Annotated in this window: 14 protein-coding genes and 3 pseudogenes; 13 read left to right on the top strand and 4 right to left on the bottom strand. The window is 46.8% G+C overall.

Annotation, left to right across the window (positions count from 1 at the left end):
* Window positions 1–96: 96 nt before the first annotated feature.
* Complete coding sequence (locus RIE73_RS05375; RefSeq protein WP_446400210.1) at window positions 97–1026, top strand: heme-dependent oxidative N-demethylase family protein; 930 nt, start codon at window positions 97–99, stop codon at window positions 1024–1026.
* 167 nt (window positions 1027–1193) lie between these two features.
* Here the strand turns inward: RIE73_RS05375 and RIE73_RS05370 are convergent, their stop codons facing one another.
* Window positions 1194–1619, bottom strand: coding sequence for a RidA family protein (locus RIE73_RS05370; RefSeq protein ID WP_446400209.1), 426 nt, complete (start codon window positions 1617–1619; stop codon window positions 1194–1196).
* 617 nt (window positions 1620–2236) lie between these two features.
* Here RIE73_RS05370 and RIE73_RS05365 point away from each other — a divergent pair.
* Complete coding sequence (locus RIE73_RS05365; RefSeq protein ID WP_446400208.1) at window positions 2237–2674, top strand: FHA domain-containing protein; 438 nt, start codon at window positions 2237–2239, stop codon at window positions 2672–2674.
* 127 nt (window positions 2675–2801) lie between these two features.
* Window positions 2802–3614 carry a CheR family methyltransferase gene (locus RIE73_RS05360; protein ID WP_446400207.1) on the top strand — a complete coding sequence of 271 codons (813 nt, stop codon included), beginning with the start codon at window positions 2802–2804 and terminating at the stop codon, window positions 3612–3614.
* A gap of 65 nt (window positions 3615–3679) precedes the next feature.
* Here RIE73_RS05360 and RIE73_RS05355 read toward each other — a convergent pair whose 3' ends face one another.
* Window positions 3680–3910: a hypothetical protein gene (locus tag RIE73_RS05355; RefSeq protein WP_446400206.1), complete on the bottom strand. Its 231-nt coding sequence runs from the start codon at window positions 3908–3910 to the stop codon at window positions 3680–3682.
* Between the two features lie 359 nt (window positions 3911–4269).
* On the opposite strand from RIE73_RS05355, the gene RIE73_RS05350 reads away from it, so the two are divergent.
* The 3 genes from RIE73_RS05350 (at window position 4270) to RIE73_RS05340 (ending at window position 7204) form a co-directional block, all read left to right on the top strand.
* On the top strand, window positions 4270–5145 hold the full coding sequence (locus RIE73_RS05350) for a class I SAM-dependent methyltransferase (RefSeq protein WP_446400205.1): 876 nt from the start codon (window positions 4270–4272) through the stop codon (window positions 5143–5145).
* 13 nt (window positions 5146–5158) lie between these two features.
* A complete protein-coding gene (locus tag RIE73_RS05345) occupies window positions 5159–5866 on the top strand; it encodes an HAD family hydrolase (RefSeq protein WP_446400204.1) in 708 nt (235 codons plus the stop codon).
* A 276-nt stretch (window positions 5867–6142) separates the two neighbouring features.
* Entirely contained in the window at window positions 6143–7204 is a 1062-nt protein-coding gene (locus RIE73_RS05340) for an adenosine deaminase (RefSeq protein ID WP_446400224.1), read from the top strand.
* A 240-nt stretch (window positions 7205–7444) separates the two neighbouring features.
* On the opposite strand, the gene RIE73_RS05335 is transcribed toward RIE73_RS05340, so the two are convergent.
* Together RIE73_RS05335 and RIE73_RS05330 are read right to left on the bottom strand one after the other, a co-directional pair.
* Window positions 7445–7864, bottom strand: a complete 420-nt coding sequence (locus RIE73_RS05335) for a hypothetical protein (protein WP_446400203.1) — start codon at window positions 7862–7864, stop codon at window positions 7445–7447.
* Window positions 7830–9458: a mechanosensitive ion channel family protein gene (locus RIE73_RS05330; RefSeq protein ID WP_446400202.1), complete on the bottom strand. Its 1629-nt coding sequence runs from the start codon at window positions 9456–9458 to the stop codon at window positions 7830–7832. The genes RIE73_RS05335 and RIE73_RS05330 overlap by 35 nt, the downstream gene beginning before the upstream one ends.
* 231 nt (window positions 9459–9689) lie before the next feature.
* Between RIE73_RS05330 and acpP the strand changes: the two genes are divergently transcribed.
* From acpP to RIE73_RS05295, 7 genes and pseudogenes are all read left to right on the top strand, one after another.
* Window positions 9690–9938 (top strand): acyl carrier protein, encoded by a 249-nt coding sequence (gene acpP / locus RIE73_RS05325; RefSeq protein ID WP_006101784.1) that lies wholly within the window; start codon window positions 9690–9692, stop codon window positions 9936–9938.
* A 63-nt stretch (window positions 9939–10001) separates the two neighbouring features.
* Window positions 10002–11258 (top strand): beta-ketoacyl-ACP synthase II, encoded by a 1257-nt coding sequence (fabF, locus tag RIE73_RS05320; protein WP_446400201.1) that lies wholly within the window; start codon window positions 10002–10004, stop codon window positions 11256–11258.
* Between the two features lie 61 nt (window positions 11259–11319).
* Window positions 11320–11759: pseudogene (locus RIE73_RS05315) on the top strand (AAA family ATPase); the annotation flags it as partial.
* Between the two features lie 226 nt (window positions 11760–11985).
* Window positions 11986–13152: pseudogene (locus RIE73_RS05310) on the top strand (RRXRR domain-containing protein).
* Window positions 13149–13455, top strand: a pseudogene (locus RIE73_RS05305) (hypothetical protein); the annotation flags it as partial. The pseudogenes RIE73_RS05310 and RIE73_RS05305, both read left to right, overlap by 4 nt.
* A 306-nt stretch (window positions 13456–13761) precedes the next feature.
* Complete coding sequence (gene tkt, locus RIE73_RS05300) at window positions 13762–15780, top strand: transketolase (RefSeq protein WP_446400200.1); 2019 nt, start codon at window positions 13762–13764, stop codon at window positions 15778–15780.
* 179 nt (window positions 15781–15959) lie between these two features.
* Window positions 15960–16253, top strand: a complete 294-nt coding sequence (locus RIE73_RS05295; protein WP_446400199.1) for an acyl carrier protein — start codon at window positions 15960–15962, stop codon at window positions 16251–16253.

Genomic DNA, 16253 nt, shown 5'->3' with positions numbered 1-16253 from the left:
GCGACCTGCTTGTATCAGTTAACAACTCCAGTCCATTCAATTGGCTCGGGTCGCCCTTTATACCCTTGGGCTTGATTTGACACGTATGGGAGACCGATGAACCGCCAACCCCTATATCTACCCTTTGCAGAAGGAAAATGGCAAATGAGAATGAGTCTCAAAGCCCTTGATCCCCAGGATTGGATTGAAATTGATGACCAGTTTGTCAAGTATTTGTTACAAAAAGATACGCTGCTCAAAACTCGACATTCAGAAGTATTTGCCAGTCTCCCCGGAACCGCAGCCAGTCAGCAAGAGGTGCTAGAGTTACTGCTGGATCATCTGCTGAAACGCTTTCCCCAACATTATCGACGCCACGGTCACGGTCAAAGGATTGAGGCGATCGCAACCCATCAAGTTTGGCATATCCCAGATTTCGAGTCAGCCCCTCTGGATTTAGCGGGGCGTCTGGTACAGGAAGATTTATTATTAATGGAGCGATCGCCTCAAGGATATCGTTTAGTCGCCGCTTCTCTCTGTTTTCCCTTGCGTTGGCGACTGCGAGAAAAGTTGGGATGTCCCCTGACTCAAATCCACTCCCCGGTTCCGGGATATTCTGAAAAGCTGGCGCATCCTGTGGATAGTGTGTTCAATCGCCTCAAATCTAGTCATCCGGTTTGGCGATTAAACTGGAGTATTGTCGAGTCCCCCGAACTATTTTTCCCTCCAGAGACAGCAAAACCCGGTTGGGAAACAACGATAAATTGCCAAAACGCTGGGGATAAGCTGTTTTTGAGAATTGAACGTCAGATATTAAGACGGTTAACTGGGAGTGGTGATATTCTGTTTACCGTGCGTACCTATGTGCATCCTTTGCGAGTGCTTGAAGATAAGCCCCAGATGGCGGAAAGTCTAGCGGAGATCATTCAACTCATGCCAGTTGAGATGCAGGAGTACAAAAACATTTTACCGATCCGCCCAGTGCTTCTGGGATATCTGGAGGAAATTGCCAACAGTTCAGTCTGTAGATCTCCGCAGGGTTATTAATAGAACAATTTTCGTCTTCCAGCTATTGCGATCGCTAATCAGCGGGGATTGGTACACGGTTGTTGTATGTAGTGCGAGCGTCTCGCTCGCTATTATCAGCGTCTCGCTGCCATCCTTGGATAGCTACGATTCTCCCCCCCGTGTAATTCAGACAGACAGCTTAGATTTTATCGCAGTGCTGTACACTTGATTTCCACGATGAGTCTAGGGTCAGACAATGCGATAACCCCGACCTTTGTCCAAGTCGGATATTGATGCATGAAATATCGATCTTTTATTTCCATAAACAGGGACAAATGGGGAATCATTAACGGTTGTGATCCTGAAGCCGAAGCGGGAGTTGTGACATGATACGTCACCATTTCCACAACATCATCAAAGGTTACGCCTGCGGTTAAGAGAACTTTCTTGACATTTTCAAACGCCTGGATAAACTGTGCTTCTATCCCCTCAACCACCTGTAAATTTTCGTCGCGACCCACTTGACCAGAGACATAAACGGTATTTCCGATTCTAATCCCTGGACAATAGTGATACTTTTCATAGAGGATTTCCATACCCGTGGGAATAATGACTTCACGAGTCGCGACCATAACTAATCTCCTTGCGTAGACAATCATGCCAATACTTTACCTCTGAATCCAGGGATAATCAGGGTAGGTTCGAGATTTTGGACTGTTAAGTTCAAAGACCGTCATTTGTCCTATGGTGAAATGTATGATCCTATTGGTTCATTAAATAAGGGGTCTGACCCCTCACTAACCTGAGCCGGGAATTTCTGGCTTCCTGTTCCCTGTCCCCCAATCTCAACGGGAAACTTGAATTGAATTCGACGACTTCCTGGTGTTATAACATCGGGAAATTCACTTAATATAGCGGTTTGGACGGACTCGGTAATAATACGGTGTGAAAAACTCGGTCAAATTCGGTAAAATGAAGTTATCAGTTATCAATTTAGTGATCCTGAGCATCTTAACTCAATTGTGAGTTAGGCATATTTAACCAACCGTGATCCGGCTACTGCGATCGCGGACTCTATAGGCAAAACTCCCGAATTAGCGGGAGATCAGGGAAAATCACGGGATATTCTGGATTTCTCGTCACCTTTCCCCGCCAGCCATGTCCTAGAATTGAATCGCACTGTGCGATCCGTCTTGGGCATGTCATGATTAAACGAACTATCAAGTTTTGATTTTTAGGGGTGCATCAATTGATTCATAAATCTTTGTCAGGAGTAAATCTCGCTCCAAATGTCGTCACGGTATCACTGCGCTCGCCGTCCCATAGTGTGCCACTTCAACAATGGCATTTTACCGATCAACCGATTATTAAAATTGGGCGCTGTGCGGATAACCATATTGTGCTACGAAGTTCGGTTGTCTCACGTTACCATCTGGAATTGCGGCGTATGGGAAACCGATGGAAATTGATTAACTTTGGTAACAATGGGACGTATAAGGATGGTCAACCGATTACGGAACTAGAAATTCAAAATGAAACTCTGGTTCGACTCGCCCTTTCAGGTCCCCAGTTGCAAATTAAGCTTAGCGCCACTGTGCCAGAACCGTTATTAAAGCTGCTTCGCCATCAAGATTCGGGTAATCATCCTCTTCCGGGACGATTACGCACCCTGTTTAGCGGAAGTTAAGTATCTGAACCGGATTGAGTATGACCCCTCCCTCACCCTCTCCTTGCCAAGGGGAGGGAACTCAAATGTACTTAATAATATACAAGCGCTCACGCCTAAAAGGTAGAAGGTGGATTGGGTTGAGACGATGAAAGATACTGAATGTGTTCGCTTCTTACAGTGGGCTTTACCTCAATTAAACCTACGTTGGGCGGGGTTCCGTAAGGTGCGAAAGCAAGCCTGTAAACGTATCCAACGGCGTCTCATTGAACTCGAACTATCTGATATTGACGCCTATCAATCTTATCTGAAAACTCATCCTGAAGAATGGACAATATTAGATCGCTACTGTCGAATTACAATTTCCCGATTTTATCGCGATCAACACATTTTCGCGCATTTGCAACAAGAACTATTACCCCAACTTATCCAGCTTTCCCAAGAACGAGGTGAAACAGAATTAGTCTGCTGGAGTGCTGGCTGTGCCTCTGGAGAAGAAGCGTATACCCTTTCTATTCTCTGGCATTTAGCTGAATTCTCTCAACGTTTTCACCGTTCACGGCGAATTATTGCAACTGACGCGAATGCCTATCTGTTGGAGAGAGCGAGAACAGGTTGTTATCAATGGGGAAGTTTAAAAGACATTCCGTCTGATTGGTTGGCAAAAAGCTTCACTAAATCTGATGAATTTTACTGTATTCGTCCTGAGTTTCGTGAAGGAATTGAGTTTAAACAACAGGATATTCGTACCAGTATGCCTTCTGAATCATTTCATTTGATACTGTGCCGGAATCTGGTTTTGACTTATTTCGATGCCAACTTACAACAAAAGGTGTTATCACCTATAGTCAAGCGATTGATTCCTGGAGGAGTATTGGCTGTTGGTAGCCATGAATCTTTACCATCCAATTTTCGGCAGATGCAAGCTATTCAGTTAGGACTTTATCGAAAAGAACAATGATTTTGGTTAGGATTGACGATTGATGGTTGACGGTTGACGGGTTACTGGGATGGACTCAAACGAGTTTAACAAACACAAGCGCTAGCTTGTACAGGCTCATGAGATGCTAATGAACGGGGAATTAAGCCAGCAAAGGATAACTCCCCTTGTTGTTTGAGTTGAGAATTTTGGGAATTATTCTTGGCAAGAATAAATTCAAGAATTGACTGTGCTTGTTGGGGGTCATGTAGGTAGTAGATCGCCTGAGATTTAGGCGAGAGCCAAATTTGCAGCTTCCAGGGCTTAGATGCAGACACAGAGTTAGGTTCGAGGGAAAAAGTAATCATTATCGGCTGGCGTCCTGATTTCAAGGGATTAATTAAATCGATGGAGAACCGGAAAGTTGAGAGAGAAATACTTTCTTGATTCCCACTTATAACTTTACCGAAGTTTCCTACTCTTTACAGAGAGTTAAATCATCCCTATTTTTGATTTTAATCCGCCCTGGGGGTGAGCCGCGTAATATAAATTTAATGAAATCGATCAACTGAATAACGTGATTGAAGTCACAAGCTTTGTCTTGACAATTCCCACACAGACCCGACTCAGGATAGGCTGCCGGAACAGGGCAAGACTATTACAATAAGTTAAGCAAGTAGTATTTGAGGTTAAACTTATGGTAAGCCACCAAGACACGCTTTGGCAGCGATTCTTACAACCCATTGTTGGCGTATTCATCGATCAAGAGAAACTGCGCCAGCTTTATGAAAGCATTGACTGGCAACGAGAAAGCGATCGCCTCTCGACACCTGAGTTGGTTTACCCCGATTACTACAAGCGTCAGAACTTCCATGGGATTGAAGGGGGTTACTTGAATGGTAGTGCGGCAACGACGTATGATCCGATCACTCAATACGCTTTACCTCCCAACGAAACCTGGGTACGCCAAGAGTTAATTGATCGCATCCAGGGAACACCGCGACGGATTCTGGATTTAGGCTGCGGTACGGGTTCAACTACTCTCCTGTTAAAGCAGGCGTTTCCTGAAGCTGAGGTAATCGGTTTGGATTTATCACCTTATATGTTAGTCATGGCAGAACGCAAAGCTAAAGCCGCCGGAGTCGAGATTCAATGGCGTCATGGCAAAGCGGAACAGACGGGCTTACCAGAGGCGTCTTTTGACCTGGTAACCGCCTGCTTATTATTCCACGAAACCCCCTCAACCGTAGCAAAAGCAATCTTGCGGGAAAGCTTCCGACTTCTCCAAGGAGGTGGACAAATTCTGATTCTGGATGGCAATCAGCGAACCTTGCGTCAAGTAAACTGGTTAACGGAGGTGTTTGAAGAACCCTATATTCAAGCTTACGCCACCGATAGCGTAGACGCTTGGATGGGTTCAGCCGGATTTGAAGCGGTGCAGACTCAAGACGTGTGGTGGCTGAATCAAGTGACCCAGGGAATGAAACCTCTCCCCGTAGAAGGACAAGTGTACCAACGGACTCAACGCCGTACCATCGACGACTTCTCCCAAGGTATTCCAGCTCCAGCATAATAACCAATTTAATATGAGTTTAAAGGCAGTTCTGTTTGATTTCAACGGTGTAATTATCAACGATGAGTCGATTCATCAGCAACTCATCGAAGACATTCTGCTGGGCGAAAATCTGCGTCCCTCGGCGGCGGATTACTGGGAGGATTGTTTGGGGCGTAGCGATCGCGCTTGCTTAAAAGTATTATTAGAAAAACGAGGTCGGGTGGTAAGTGATGACGACTTAAGCCGTTTGATCTCCCAAAAAGCCGACGCCTATCGCCGTCAACTGGAAACTCTGTCTAAATTACCCATCTATCCGGGAGTTGAAGATTTAATTTACAAAATCCGCGTGGCTAAATTACCTATGGGGGTGGTGAGTGGGGCATTGCGATCAGAAGTTGAGTTAGTCTTGGATCGGACTCAACTCTTGCCCTATTTTCCGGTTATTGTAGCAGGCGATGACATTAAGGTCAGTAAACCCGAACCGGATGGCTATCTGTTAGCCGTAGAACGCCTCAATCAGCAGTTTCCAGAACTTAATGCCAAATCCTCAGATTGTCTTGCCATAGAAGATACACCGACGGGAATTGAAGCCGCCAAACGAGCCGGGATGCAAGTCGTCGGCGTTGCTAATACCTATCCCTTCCACATGCTTCAGCGTCAAGCTGACTGGACAGTGGATTACTTGCATCAGCTGGAACTTGAGCGAGTACAGGAAGTCTACGCTCAAGTTGTGAGTTAGACCTTGAGCCGTGCGATCGCAGCCGATCTAAACTTAATAATTGAGGAATTTGGGGATGATGTCCCAGAGTTGTTCAGGGTTGGGCTTCTTGTGCCAATAATTCGGTGGCTTTTTCCTGAGTCGCAGTGTTTGAGTTTTGCAGGAAAAACGGTTTCATCGTACAGTCTGGATGACGGGGATTGACGAATGACCTAGCTTGCTTCTTTTTGGGAAGCGAGTATGACGATCCCCACCATTAACTTTAATTTTGTCCGACTACTTCTACCAGGAGATTATATGCCATTATACGCAGAGTTACACCGTCATCTGGGGGGTTCAGTTGTACCTCGAATTCTCTGGCGATATTTTCAACGCCAAACTGATCCGTTGACCCAGCGATTTTCTGACTATGACGACTTTGAGGAATTTTACACGCGATCGCGCAATACATTAGATGAGTATTTGGAACTGCACACCTTAGTCGAACATGTGCAAACGGCGCAAACTTTACCCTATTTTATTTATCGCTTAATTCGCGGCGCGTATATCTTTGAGAATTTAGCCTATTTAGAACTGCGGTATACGCCTTATTTACGCACGCCAGAACAATTAAGTCAATCGGAACGGATTGATCAGATGGCGCAGATTGTGGAGATTGTTGGACAAGCCAGTCAAGTCCAGGATTATCCCATGGTGACGAGTCAAATTCTCTGTATGCATGCGCGGCTTCCTTATGCGGTGAATAAGGCAATTGTTGACCTCGCCGCCCAAGCCAAAGACTATGTGTGTGGGGTGGATTTGGCAGGAGGAGATGCCCATTATGGTGAACGGTTAGCCGAATTTGTGGGACTCTATCAGTATGCGCGATCGCTCGGTCTGAATACAACGGGTCATCTCTACGAAACCAGCGACGGTTGTTATCCGGAACTATTACCCTATTTAATGCGGATTGGTCATGGGATTCATATTCCCTTGAAGTATCCAGCGTTGTTAAACGATGTCGCCCAGCGCCAGCAATGTTTAGAAATCTGTCCCACAACCTACTTAAAAACCGGAACCCTGGAGGATATTCATCAACTGAAAGTCGTCTTTGATTCCTGTTTCGAGGCGGGGGTTGACATTGCCATTTGTACCGACAACGCCGGATTAAATAATGTGCGCTTACCCTTTGAGTACGAAAACCTATTAACTCAAGATATTATTGATTTTGAGCAATTACAAGCTTGTCAAGATGCTGCCTTTCGCTACGCTTTTGCTTGGCCCCATAAACAGCATCCCGCCTCTCTATTAACGGGATTGTTGAAAAATCCCAGAGACGAGGTTGTCGCCGCCAATGGTACACCTATAGCCAAAGATTAAGTTGTAGAACCCGCTGACATAAACTAACACTTGTGAGGGGCGACGTGCTGACATAAATTAACACCCTGTAGGGGCGACCCGTTTTCATCAATTAACACCCTGTAGGGGCGACCCGCTTGCATCAATTAACAACGGTAGTCCACTCAATTTGATCGGGTCGCCCTCTCCTCGTGTTTAAGCGAAGATAATATCAAAGGCTATTCCCTAATCTCAACAGTTAACTTTATTATGTTCACCGACTTACTCAACATCATTAATAATTTTAAATTCATTCGATATACGTTCCGACAACGGTAATAATTTGGCTTCATTTATCGGATCAGATAATTCTTGATAAATGTCCCGAACTAATCGATACCGACCCGGGATGGGGGCGTCAAAGGTGGGTGCGGCATTATATCCAGGCAAATAACCATAAACCTGATAAGTATCTCGGTATGTTTCTCCCGGTGCAATTTCCCAAGGTGGACTTAAACACAGATTTTCTATAGGAGAGTATACTGTTACCCATTTCCCATCTCTATATTTTTGTAATTGAGGGGCAGATGGTTGATGACAACCGATGAAATAGACAGTATTATCTGTCGTATTTGTATATAAACCTTCTGCCTTGTTGCACTTTTGTTTAGGGTTTAACTGGGGGGTAACTCTCTTTAACATGTCGCATCACTTCTTGATAAATTTCACTACTGACGCGACTACCCCGTCTAAAGTCTTCTAGCTTGGCATTATCTAAATAGAATTCAATGGTGAATTTAATTAAGGTAAATCCCTCATATTGGGATGTTCCCTTCATCCTAATGTTTGGTTCCTGCCGTTGACTTCTGGCTTGTTTAAAGCGCTCCTGCAACCATTTCACTAAATCCAGGACATAATCATCGAGCCGTGTTTCTTCCCGATGGGGATTGCTAATTTTCTGAAAAACTCGTTGAAACCGTCGTTTTAACAGTTCAATTTTTCGTTCCCATTCATCAGGTAAAATATATTGGTCTTCATCGCGTAAATCTGGATCTCTTAACCACATGCGATACCATTCCCGCACCAAACCAATTAAGGTGTCTTGCGATTCATTTTCTTCCAACTCAAAAATTATCCGTTTATTCTGCCGTCTTTGCACAACTTCTAAACCCACTTGTTGAAGAACATCTTCATATTCTTGTTGGATCGTTTCAATTTCTTCAATATTTAGTCCACCTTTTTCGGCAAATTGAATCGTTACCATCAGGGCTTCTAACCCTTGCTCAATATCTTCGAGTTTGAGGTTTACATCATTTTCCAGAAGTAGACGCTGACGACCCACTTCTTTTTTATAAGCAAAATTAGTTCCTAAATTATCGACAACAAAGAAATTATCTATATGGGTTAACTTTTTGTCAATATCTCCTAAGGTATCCGGATGAGCAAAAACAATTTGCCACATGAGCTGCTGACTTTCCTCTAAATCACATTCAGGTGGTATTTCTATCGGCAATGCGTAGAAGTGATGGGGGATCGGGCGACTTAAATTGGTAATCAATTGACCTTGTAAAACGCTATTGGGAATATAGACTTCACTGCGGTCATCAAATATATAAAGTTGAGTCACGCGCACGCCAATCTTTCGCAGCATACCAATAGAGCCATTTTCTAACTCCAGAATGTCACCAAATTGAAATGGCGTATCAATCAAGAGAACAATTCCACTAAAGAAGTTCGCTAAAATATCTTTAACCGCAAACCCGATAATGAACGTCGCCCCACCCAATGTGACCCAAATCCCCGTTAAATCAACACCAAAGGATTGGAGAACAAACGCACTACCCAAAAGAAAAATCACAAAAGGGACAACCCCTTCAAGGAGAGGCAGTAGCACGTTGTCCCACATTGCTTCCGTTTGTCGGGCGTAATCTTTGAGGTAGTAGACAAAAACTTGAATAAATAACTGGATCAACCAATAACTGACTGCGACAATAATGCCAGCAGTCAACAGGCGATCAAACCAGCCGATGGTATCCCCAGAATCAAGATCCGCAAAGGAAACCTTTAAACTGACCAGAATGAAAATGCTCAGGATGGGATAGGCGGAGACATTCAGGGTAACCAGGGCAATATCGTGTTCAAACTTCCGAAAAATGGAGCGCAGCCCATAAAATAAGATGACATAGAGGAGACAAGCTCCTAGGGCAGCGATCGCCAGCTTCCCCAAAACGAACCCAATGGTCTGTAAGGGAATGACAGTAAATGCAGCAAATAGAATCAGAGTGTTGATGTTCATGGTTGATTGCCACGTAGCCTGCTTAAAGGCGAAGGAGTACCTACGTAGCTTGCTTCTCTCTTCGCAAGTACCATGAACATGATATGATGAATAGCCCAACTGGATGCCAGTTGGTGAAGCGACTACCGATGGGTTTGATGATCCCCCTTTCGGATAAGATGAGAAAATGCAAAGGAACCAAGTAACATAACTTGATAACGTTCTAGCAAGTCGGTTGAGGTATACAAGTAAATGAACCAAGAAATTTTCGATAGAGTCAAAAAAATCGTGGCGGAACAACTGGAAGTTGAACCCGGTGACGTAACCCCTCAAGCTAACTTTGCCAATGATCTCAATGCCGACTCCCTGGACGTGGTGGAATTGGTCATGGCTTTAGAGGAAGAGTTCGATATCGAGATTCCAGACGAAGCCGCCGAACAGATTGCCACAGTCCAAGCGGCTGTGGACTATATCAGCTCAAAAACAGAAGCGGCGGCGTAAGCAGCGGTTGTCTTCTCGACAAAGTTCTGCGTTCTCGGGCAGTTTTCCTGGTTTATTGGCATCATGACAAACATTGAACTCAAGCGCGTTGTTATTACAGGTTTAGGCGCGATCACTCCCATCGGCAATACTTTGGCGGAGTATTGGGACGGACTTTTACGTGGGCGTAATGGGATTAGTACGATTACCCGGTTTGACCCGTCCCGTCATGCTTGTCGGATAGCGGGCGAAGTCACGGGGTTTAATCCCCATGATTATATGGATCGCAAAGAAGCCAAACGGATGGATCGCTTTGCCCAATTTGGCGTCGCGGCGAGTAAACAAGCGATCGCGGATGCGAAGTTTGTCATTAATGAACTGAACGCAGAACAGGTGGGTGTCGTCATTGGCACCGGGGTTGGCGGGATTAAAGTCATGGAAGACCAACAAGAGGTCTACTTGAATCGAGGTCCCGATCGCTGTAGTCCGTTTATGATTCCGATGATGATTGCCAACATGGCAGCCGGACTGACGGCAATTCATACGGGGGCAAAGGGACCAAATACTTGTACCGTCAGCGCCTGTGCCTCTGGCGCCCATGGGGTAGGCGATGCCTTTCGCTTGATTCAACGGGGGTATGCCCAGGCGATGATTTGTGGGGGAACAGAAGCCGCCGTCACTCCGTTATCCGTAGCGGGATTTGCCTCGGCAAAAGCTTTATCCACCCGCAATGATGACCCCGAACATGCCTGTCGTCCCTTTGATCGCGATCGCGATGGCTTTGTTATGGGTGAAGGGGCAGGTATCCTCCTGTTAGAGGAATTGGAACACGCCCTGAGTCGGGATGCCCGTATTTATGCCGAAATGGTCGGGTATGGCATGACCTGTGATGCCTATCATATGACCTCACCTGTACCCGGTGGGGAAGGGGCAATCCGGGCAATGCAGTTGGCACTCAAGGATGGGGGATTGCAGCCTGAAGATGTCAGCTATATTAATGCCCACGGGACGAGTACACCCGTTAATGATCCCACAGAAACAACGGCGATTAAAAAGGTTTTGGGCGATCATGCTTATAAAATTGCTGTGAGTTCCACCAAATCGATGACGGGTCATCTGTTAGGCGGTTCTGGGGGAATCGAATCCGTCGCCTCTGTTTTAGCGGTAGCCCATGACCAAATTCCGCCGACGATTAATTTAGAAAATCCTGATCCAGACTGTGATCTTGATTATGTCCCCAATCAAAGCCGCCAGCAAACCGTCGATGTGGCGCTATCCAATTCCTTTGGCTTTGGCGGTCATAATGTCACCTTAGTCTTCAAGAAATACAAACCTTTGTAGAGACGTAGCATGCTACGTCTCTACATCCCCCATCCCGTGCCGTATTGCCCCCAGTCCGCCCATGCCCAAATGGTTTAACACGGCAGGTCCGTGCAAAGCGGACATTCACTACATGCTCTCCCCCTTAGATCGGCTACCCCAGCTAGACCGACTAATTGAGCAGCAGGGCTACTTTGTCATCCATGCGCCCCGGCAAACAGGTAAAACCACTGCCATGCTAACGCTGGCACAGCAGCTTACCGCCAGTGGACGCTATACGGCGGTCATGGTATCCGCCGAAGTGGGCGCGGCTTTTCCTCATGATCCGGGAACAGCAGAACGCGCCATCCTGGATGCCTGGAAAGAGGATGCCACCTTTTCTTTTGGCTACCCCCCGATCTCCATCCTCCAGACTGGACGCCCTCTGAGCCAGGGCGACAGATTGGGGCGGCGTTGAGTGCTTGGACACAACAATCCTCCCGTCCCCTGGTTGTGTTTATTGATGAAATTGATGCTCTGCAAGTTCAACAACCCTAACCTAGCTATCGCTTCTCTGTTAGGGATTGCTAGAGACAAATCTAGCAACGTAAGCGTTGAATATCCGCATTGAGTCTAAACCTGGTACAGACTTCCGGATACTTCCCTAGTCCGGATCACTCTAAGACTTTTTGTCAAGTCGCTATTTGGTTAGGACATCTTGGTTTAGATGTGGGAAGGGACTATACACTCACTCGTGAGGTTTATCACCATGCTACGAGTACCAGTTTGATCAAAGTCGGGTAAGCCTTTAATGCCCACCAAACCTAGTCGCGCTAGACGTTGGCTAAAGGAGGGTAAAGCCAAAGTGGTACACAACGACTTAGATGGCTTTGCCATCCAGCTAACCTTTGACACTCAAGAAAACACTCAACCTATAGCCGTAGGCATAGATCCTGGGAAACTTTATTCCGGGATCGGGGTTCAGTCGGGTTTATTCACCCTTTGGATGGGGCATCTAGTCTTACCGTTCAAAACAGTTAAGGAACGGATGGAATTACGACGGATAATGCGTCGAGCTAGACGCGGTAGACGGATTAACCGGAAACTACCCTATTCTGAACGCTGCCATCGTCAAAAGAGGTTTAATAATCACCGTAGACAAGGCAAATTACCCCCCTCTATTCGAGCCAACAAGCAGCTAGAGTTACGGGTAGTCAAAGAGTTGTTCAAGCTGTTCCCCATTAGCGCCATTCACTATGAGTTAGTCATGGCTGATGTGGACAGAACCAGCGGGCGCAAATCAGCTCGGTCTGGCGTTGGGTTTTCTCCAGTCATGGTGGGTCAGCGACAAATGCTTAATTGGCTATCTGAATTAGCCCCCGTCACAACTCACCAAGGATGGCAAAGGGATGGCAATGGAACTAGCCAACTTAGACAGTGGCTAGGGTTAGCTAAGGACAAGAAAAACAAGGATCAACAGACACCTGCAACCCATGCTGTTGATGGTGTAACCTTGGCGGCGCTTGAGTTCATCCGATGGCAAGAATGGCACTCAGACAATGCCAAACATGGCGGATGGTGTGGCGATGTTCAGATCACACCTGCACCCTTTGCAATAGTCCGCAGACCACCAATTAGCCGTAGACAGTTGCACTTGTGTGTTCCGTCCAAGGGAGGTAAACGGCGCAAGTATGGCGGCACAGTTACCCCCCATGGGTTCAGAAAAGGTGACAAGGTTATAGCCGAAAAAGCCGGAAAGACCTACATCGGTTGGTGTTCTGGAGACACCAAAAAACAGGTTTCAGTTAGCGATATTAACTGGAAACGACTAGGGCAATTTACTGCTAAAAAAGTCCAGTTGTTGCAGCGAAGCACGGGGTTAATCGTTCGCATTGAGCGACTTGTATCGAGCGAAGTCGAGATAAGTCGAAAGTGAATGGGGGTGGTATCCTAGAGCGGGAGTATGCGATTGGTACAGATCGGATGGATCTGTGTCTGCGTTATGGGGAGGTTACGGTGGCGATGGAGTTGAAGGTGTGGCGGGAGGGACGCCCAGACCCGATTAAAGCGGGATTGGAGCAGATTGATCGCTATTTGGCGGGGTTAGGACTTGATACGGGATGGCTGGTGATTTTCGACCAACGTCCAACGTCCGGGATTGCCGCCCATTGCCCAGCGTACCACCACAGCATCGGCAATTACTCCAGGCGATCGCGCTATTGTGGTGATTCGGGGATGAGCAACCCCCTTCTCCCCACGATTTATAGCAAAAGGCAGAGGGCAGAGGGCAGAAGGCAGAAGGCTCCAAGGGAAAAGATTGACTGGTCAAGGTTTGGCGCATTTTGCTGTGTCCTAATCGCCTTGGCGACTGCTATACCAGACTAACCCCCAATTGGCAAATTTTAGCCAAGCTTATACCAAGGAGTCTTGATCATCGATCCCCCTAATGGGATGATGAGTGTATCCTTGGGGAAAGAGAAACCCTTGCTTTACGGAAATAATTTTGCGTTAAACCCTAGTTTCCTGGAGTCATTAGATAACACCTATGGTCGTTGCAACCCAATCTCTCGAAGAACTTTGTATTAATTCCATCCGCTTTCTGGCGATAGACGCCGTAGAGAAAGCCAATTCCGGTCATCCCGGATTGCCAATGGGCGCAGCACCGATGGCGTTTGTGCTGTGGGATCGGCTGATGCGGTACAACCCGAAAAATCCTAACTGGTTCAACCGCGATCGCTTTGTTTTGTCAGCGGGTCATGGCTGTATGTTACAGTACGGCTTGCTCTATCTGACCGGCTATGATGGCATCACCCTTGATGATCTCAAGCAGTTCCGTCAGTGGGAATCCAAGACTCCCGGTCACCCAGAAAACTTCATGACTGAAGGGATAGAAGTCACCACCGGACCTTTAGGACAAGGGATCGCCAACGGTGTCGGGTTAGCGATCGCAGAAGCACATTTAGCCGCCCAATTCAATAAGCCCGATTGCCAAATTATCGACCACTACACCTATGTCATTTTAGGTGATGGTTGCAACATGGAAGGCGTATCTGGAGAAGCCTGTTCTGTCGCTGGACACCTGGGATTGGGTAAACTGATTGCCCTCTACGATGATAACCATATCTCCATTGATGGTTCCACCGACCTTGCCTTTACCGAAGATGTGGGCAAGCGCTTTGAGGCTTATGGGTGGCATGTCCAACATGTTCCCGATGGTAACACCAACTTAGACGCGATTCACAAAGCAATTGAAGCAGCGAAAGCGGTTACCGATAAGCCCTCCTTAATTAAAGTCACCACCACCATTGGTTTCGGTTCCCCCAATAAAGCCAATACCCACGGTGTCCATGGTGCGGCGTTAGGTGCAGACGAAGTGAAAGCCACTCGTGAACATCTGGGTTGGAAGTATTCTGAATTTGAGGTACCCGAAGACGCCCTGAAGCATTTCCGCAAGGCAGTTGATCGCGGTGCTGAGTACGAAGAAGAGTGGAATAAACTCTTCACCCGTTACAAAACTGAATACGCAGAAGAAGCTGCCGTATTAGAACGGATGATCAGCGGCAAGTTGCCAGAGAACTGGGACAAAGCCCTACCCAGCTACACTCCCCAGGATAAAAAAGATGCCACTCGAAATCAATCGGGTGCAATCCTCAACGCCATGGCTGGGGTACTACCAGAACTCATTGGCGGTTCAGCTGACTTAGCCCCGTCCAACAAAACCTTACTCAAATCCTCCAAGGATTTCCAAAAAGGTGCCTATGAAAATCGCAACCTCCGCTTTGGGGTTCGCGAACATGGTATGGGAGCAATTTGTAACGGAATTGCCCTGCATAAGTCTGGCTTGATTCCCTATGGTGCCACGTTCTTAGTCTTCACCGACTACATGCGGGCATCAATTCGCCTCTCTGCCCTATCCCACGCTGGGGTAATCTGGGTAATGACCCATGACTCCGTGGCATTAGGAGAAGATGGTCCGACGCACCAACCAATTGAGCATATTCCTACCCTACGAGCGATTCCCGACTTAATCGTGATTCGTCCTGCGGATGGCAATGAAACCTCTGGTGCCTACAAGGTAGCGGTTGAGAAGGCAAAACCTGCCCAGGGTTTAGCAACACCTAGTCTGTTAGCACTGTCTCGCCAAGGATTACCCAACCTAGAGGGAAGTTCGATTGATGCTGTCGCTCAAGGGGCTTACATCCTATCAGATAGCGATGGTACACCCGACATCATCTTAATTGGCACCGGTTCGGAAGTTCACATCTGCGTTGATGCAGCAGAACAACTCCGGGGTGATGGCAAGAAAGTTCGCGTGGTTTCTATGCCAAGTTGGGAACTGTTTGAGGAACAAGATGAAAGCTATCGCGAATCTGTATTACCGAAAGCCGTAACCAAGCGGCTAGCGGTAGAAGCGGGGTCTAGCTTTGGCTGGTGTCGCTATGTTGGCGCTGAAGGTGACACAATTAGTATTGATCGCTTTGGCGCATCGGCTCCCGGTGGCGTTGCTTTAGAGAAGTTTGGCTACACGGTGGATAATATCGTGGCTAAGGCTAAGGCGCTTTAGGGATAGCAATTTCGTAGGGACACGGCATTGCCGTGTCCTACAATCAGAAAGGCTCTCTGTTTCTAGGGAGCCTTTTTAGGTGTGCCACGCCACTACGATGTTTTTGCTTGCCTGAGGTAGGCAGTTCATGTTTAATTTGGTAAGATTATCTTACCAAGCGTAATAGACAAATCCTTATCATGAATCCAGAGGATGTAAAAGACCAATTTATAGAAGTACTCACAGAGATTCAGACAGATAGTGGCTATGGAGAAACACCAATCTCAGGAAAAACCTGTCCCATGACTGACCTGGAAGGGTTTGATAGTCTCCTTGGTGTTGAGGCGATTAATATGCTAGCTGACAAGCTCAAGGTAGAGATTCCCAGTAACCAGATTGACAAAATAGGTCTTTCACAGGACGGCAAGCAGTCGCTCACCATTGATCAGTCCGTTGATGTAGTCTGTAAGATTGTCAACACAGGAGAGACTTAG

It is taken from the genome of Coleofasciculus sp. C1-SOL-03, from assembly GCF_040220555.1.
In the GTDB taxonomy this organism is placed as follows: domain Bacteria; phylum Cyanobacteriota; class Cyanobacteriia; order Cyanobacteriales; family Coleofasciculaceae; genus Coleofasciculus.
Note: the sequence above shows the minus strand (reverse complement) of the source record. Positions and strands in the feature narration are given on the sequence as shown.

Excerpts from the sequence above, each read along its gene's own strand:
- RIE73_RS05375 (WP_446400210.1), top strand. The coding sequence starts at position 97 with ATGAACCGCCAACCCCTATATCTACCCTTTGCAGAAGGAAAATGGCAA.
- RIE73_RS05370 (WP_446400209.1), bottom strand. The coding sequence starts at position 1,619 with ATGGTCGCGACTCGTGAAGTCATTATTCCCACGGGTATGGAAATCCTC.
- RIE73_RS05360 (WP_446400207.1), top strand. The coding sequence starts at position 2,802 with ATGAAAGATACTGAATGTGTTCGCTTCTTACAGTGGGCTTTACCTCAA.
- RIE73_RS05350 (WP_446400205.1), top strand. The coding sequence starts at position 4,270 with ATGGTAAGCCACCAAGACACGCTTTGGCAGCGATTCTTACAACCCATT.
- RIE73_RS05345 (WP_446400204.1), top strand. The coding sequence starts at position 5,159 with ATGAGTTTAAAGGCAGTTCTGTTTGATTTCAACGGTGTAATTATCAAC.
- RIE73_RS05340 (WP_446400224.1), top strand. The coding sequence starts at position 6,143 with ATGCCATTATACGCAGAGTTACACCGTCATCTGGGGGGTTCAGTTGTA.
- RIE73_RS05335 (WP_446400203.1), bottom strand. The coding sequence starts at position 7,864 with ATGTTAAAGAGAGTTACCCCCCAGTTAAACCCTAAACAAAAGTGCAAC.
- RIE73_RS05330 (WP_446400202.1), bottom strand. The coding sequence starts at position 9,458 with ATGAACATCAACACTCTGATTCTATTTGCTGCATTTACTGTCATTCCC.
- acpP (WP_006101784.1), top strand. The coding sequence starts at position 9,690 with ATGAACCAAGAAATTTTCGATAGAGTCAAAAAAATCGTGGCGGAACAA.
- fabF (WP_446400201.1), top strand. The coding sequence starts at position 10,002 with ATGACAAACATTGAACTCAAGCGCGTTGTTATTACAGGTTTAGGCGCG.
- tkt (WP_446400200.1), top strand. The coding sequence starts at position 13,762 with ATGGTCGTTGCAACCCAATCTCTCGAAGAACTTTGTATTAATTCCATC.
- RIE73_RS05295 (WP_446400199.1), top strand. The coding sequence starts at position 15,960 with ATGAATCCAGAGGATGTAAAAGACCAATTTATAGAAGTACTCACAGAG.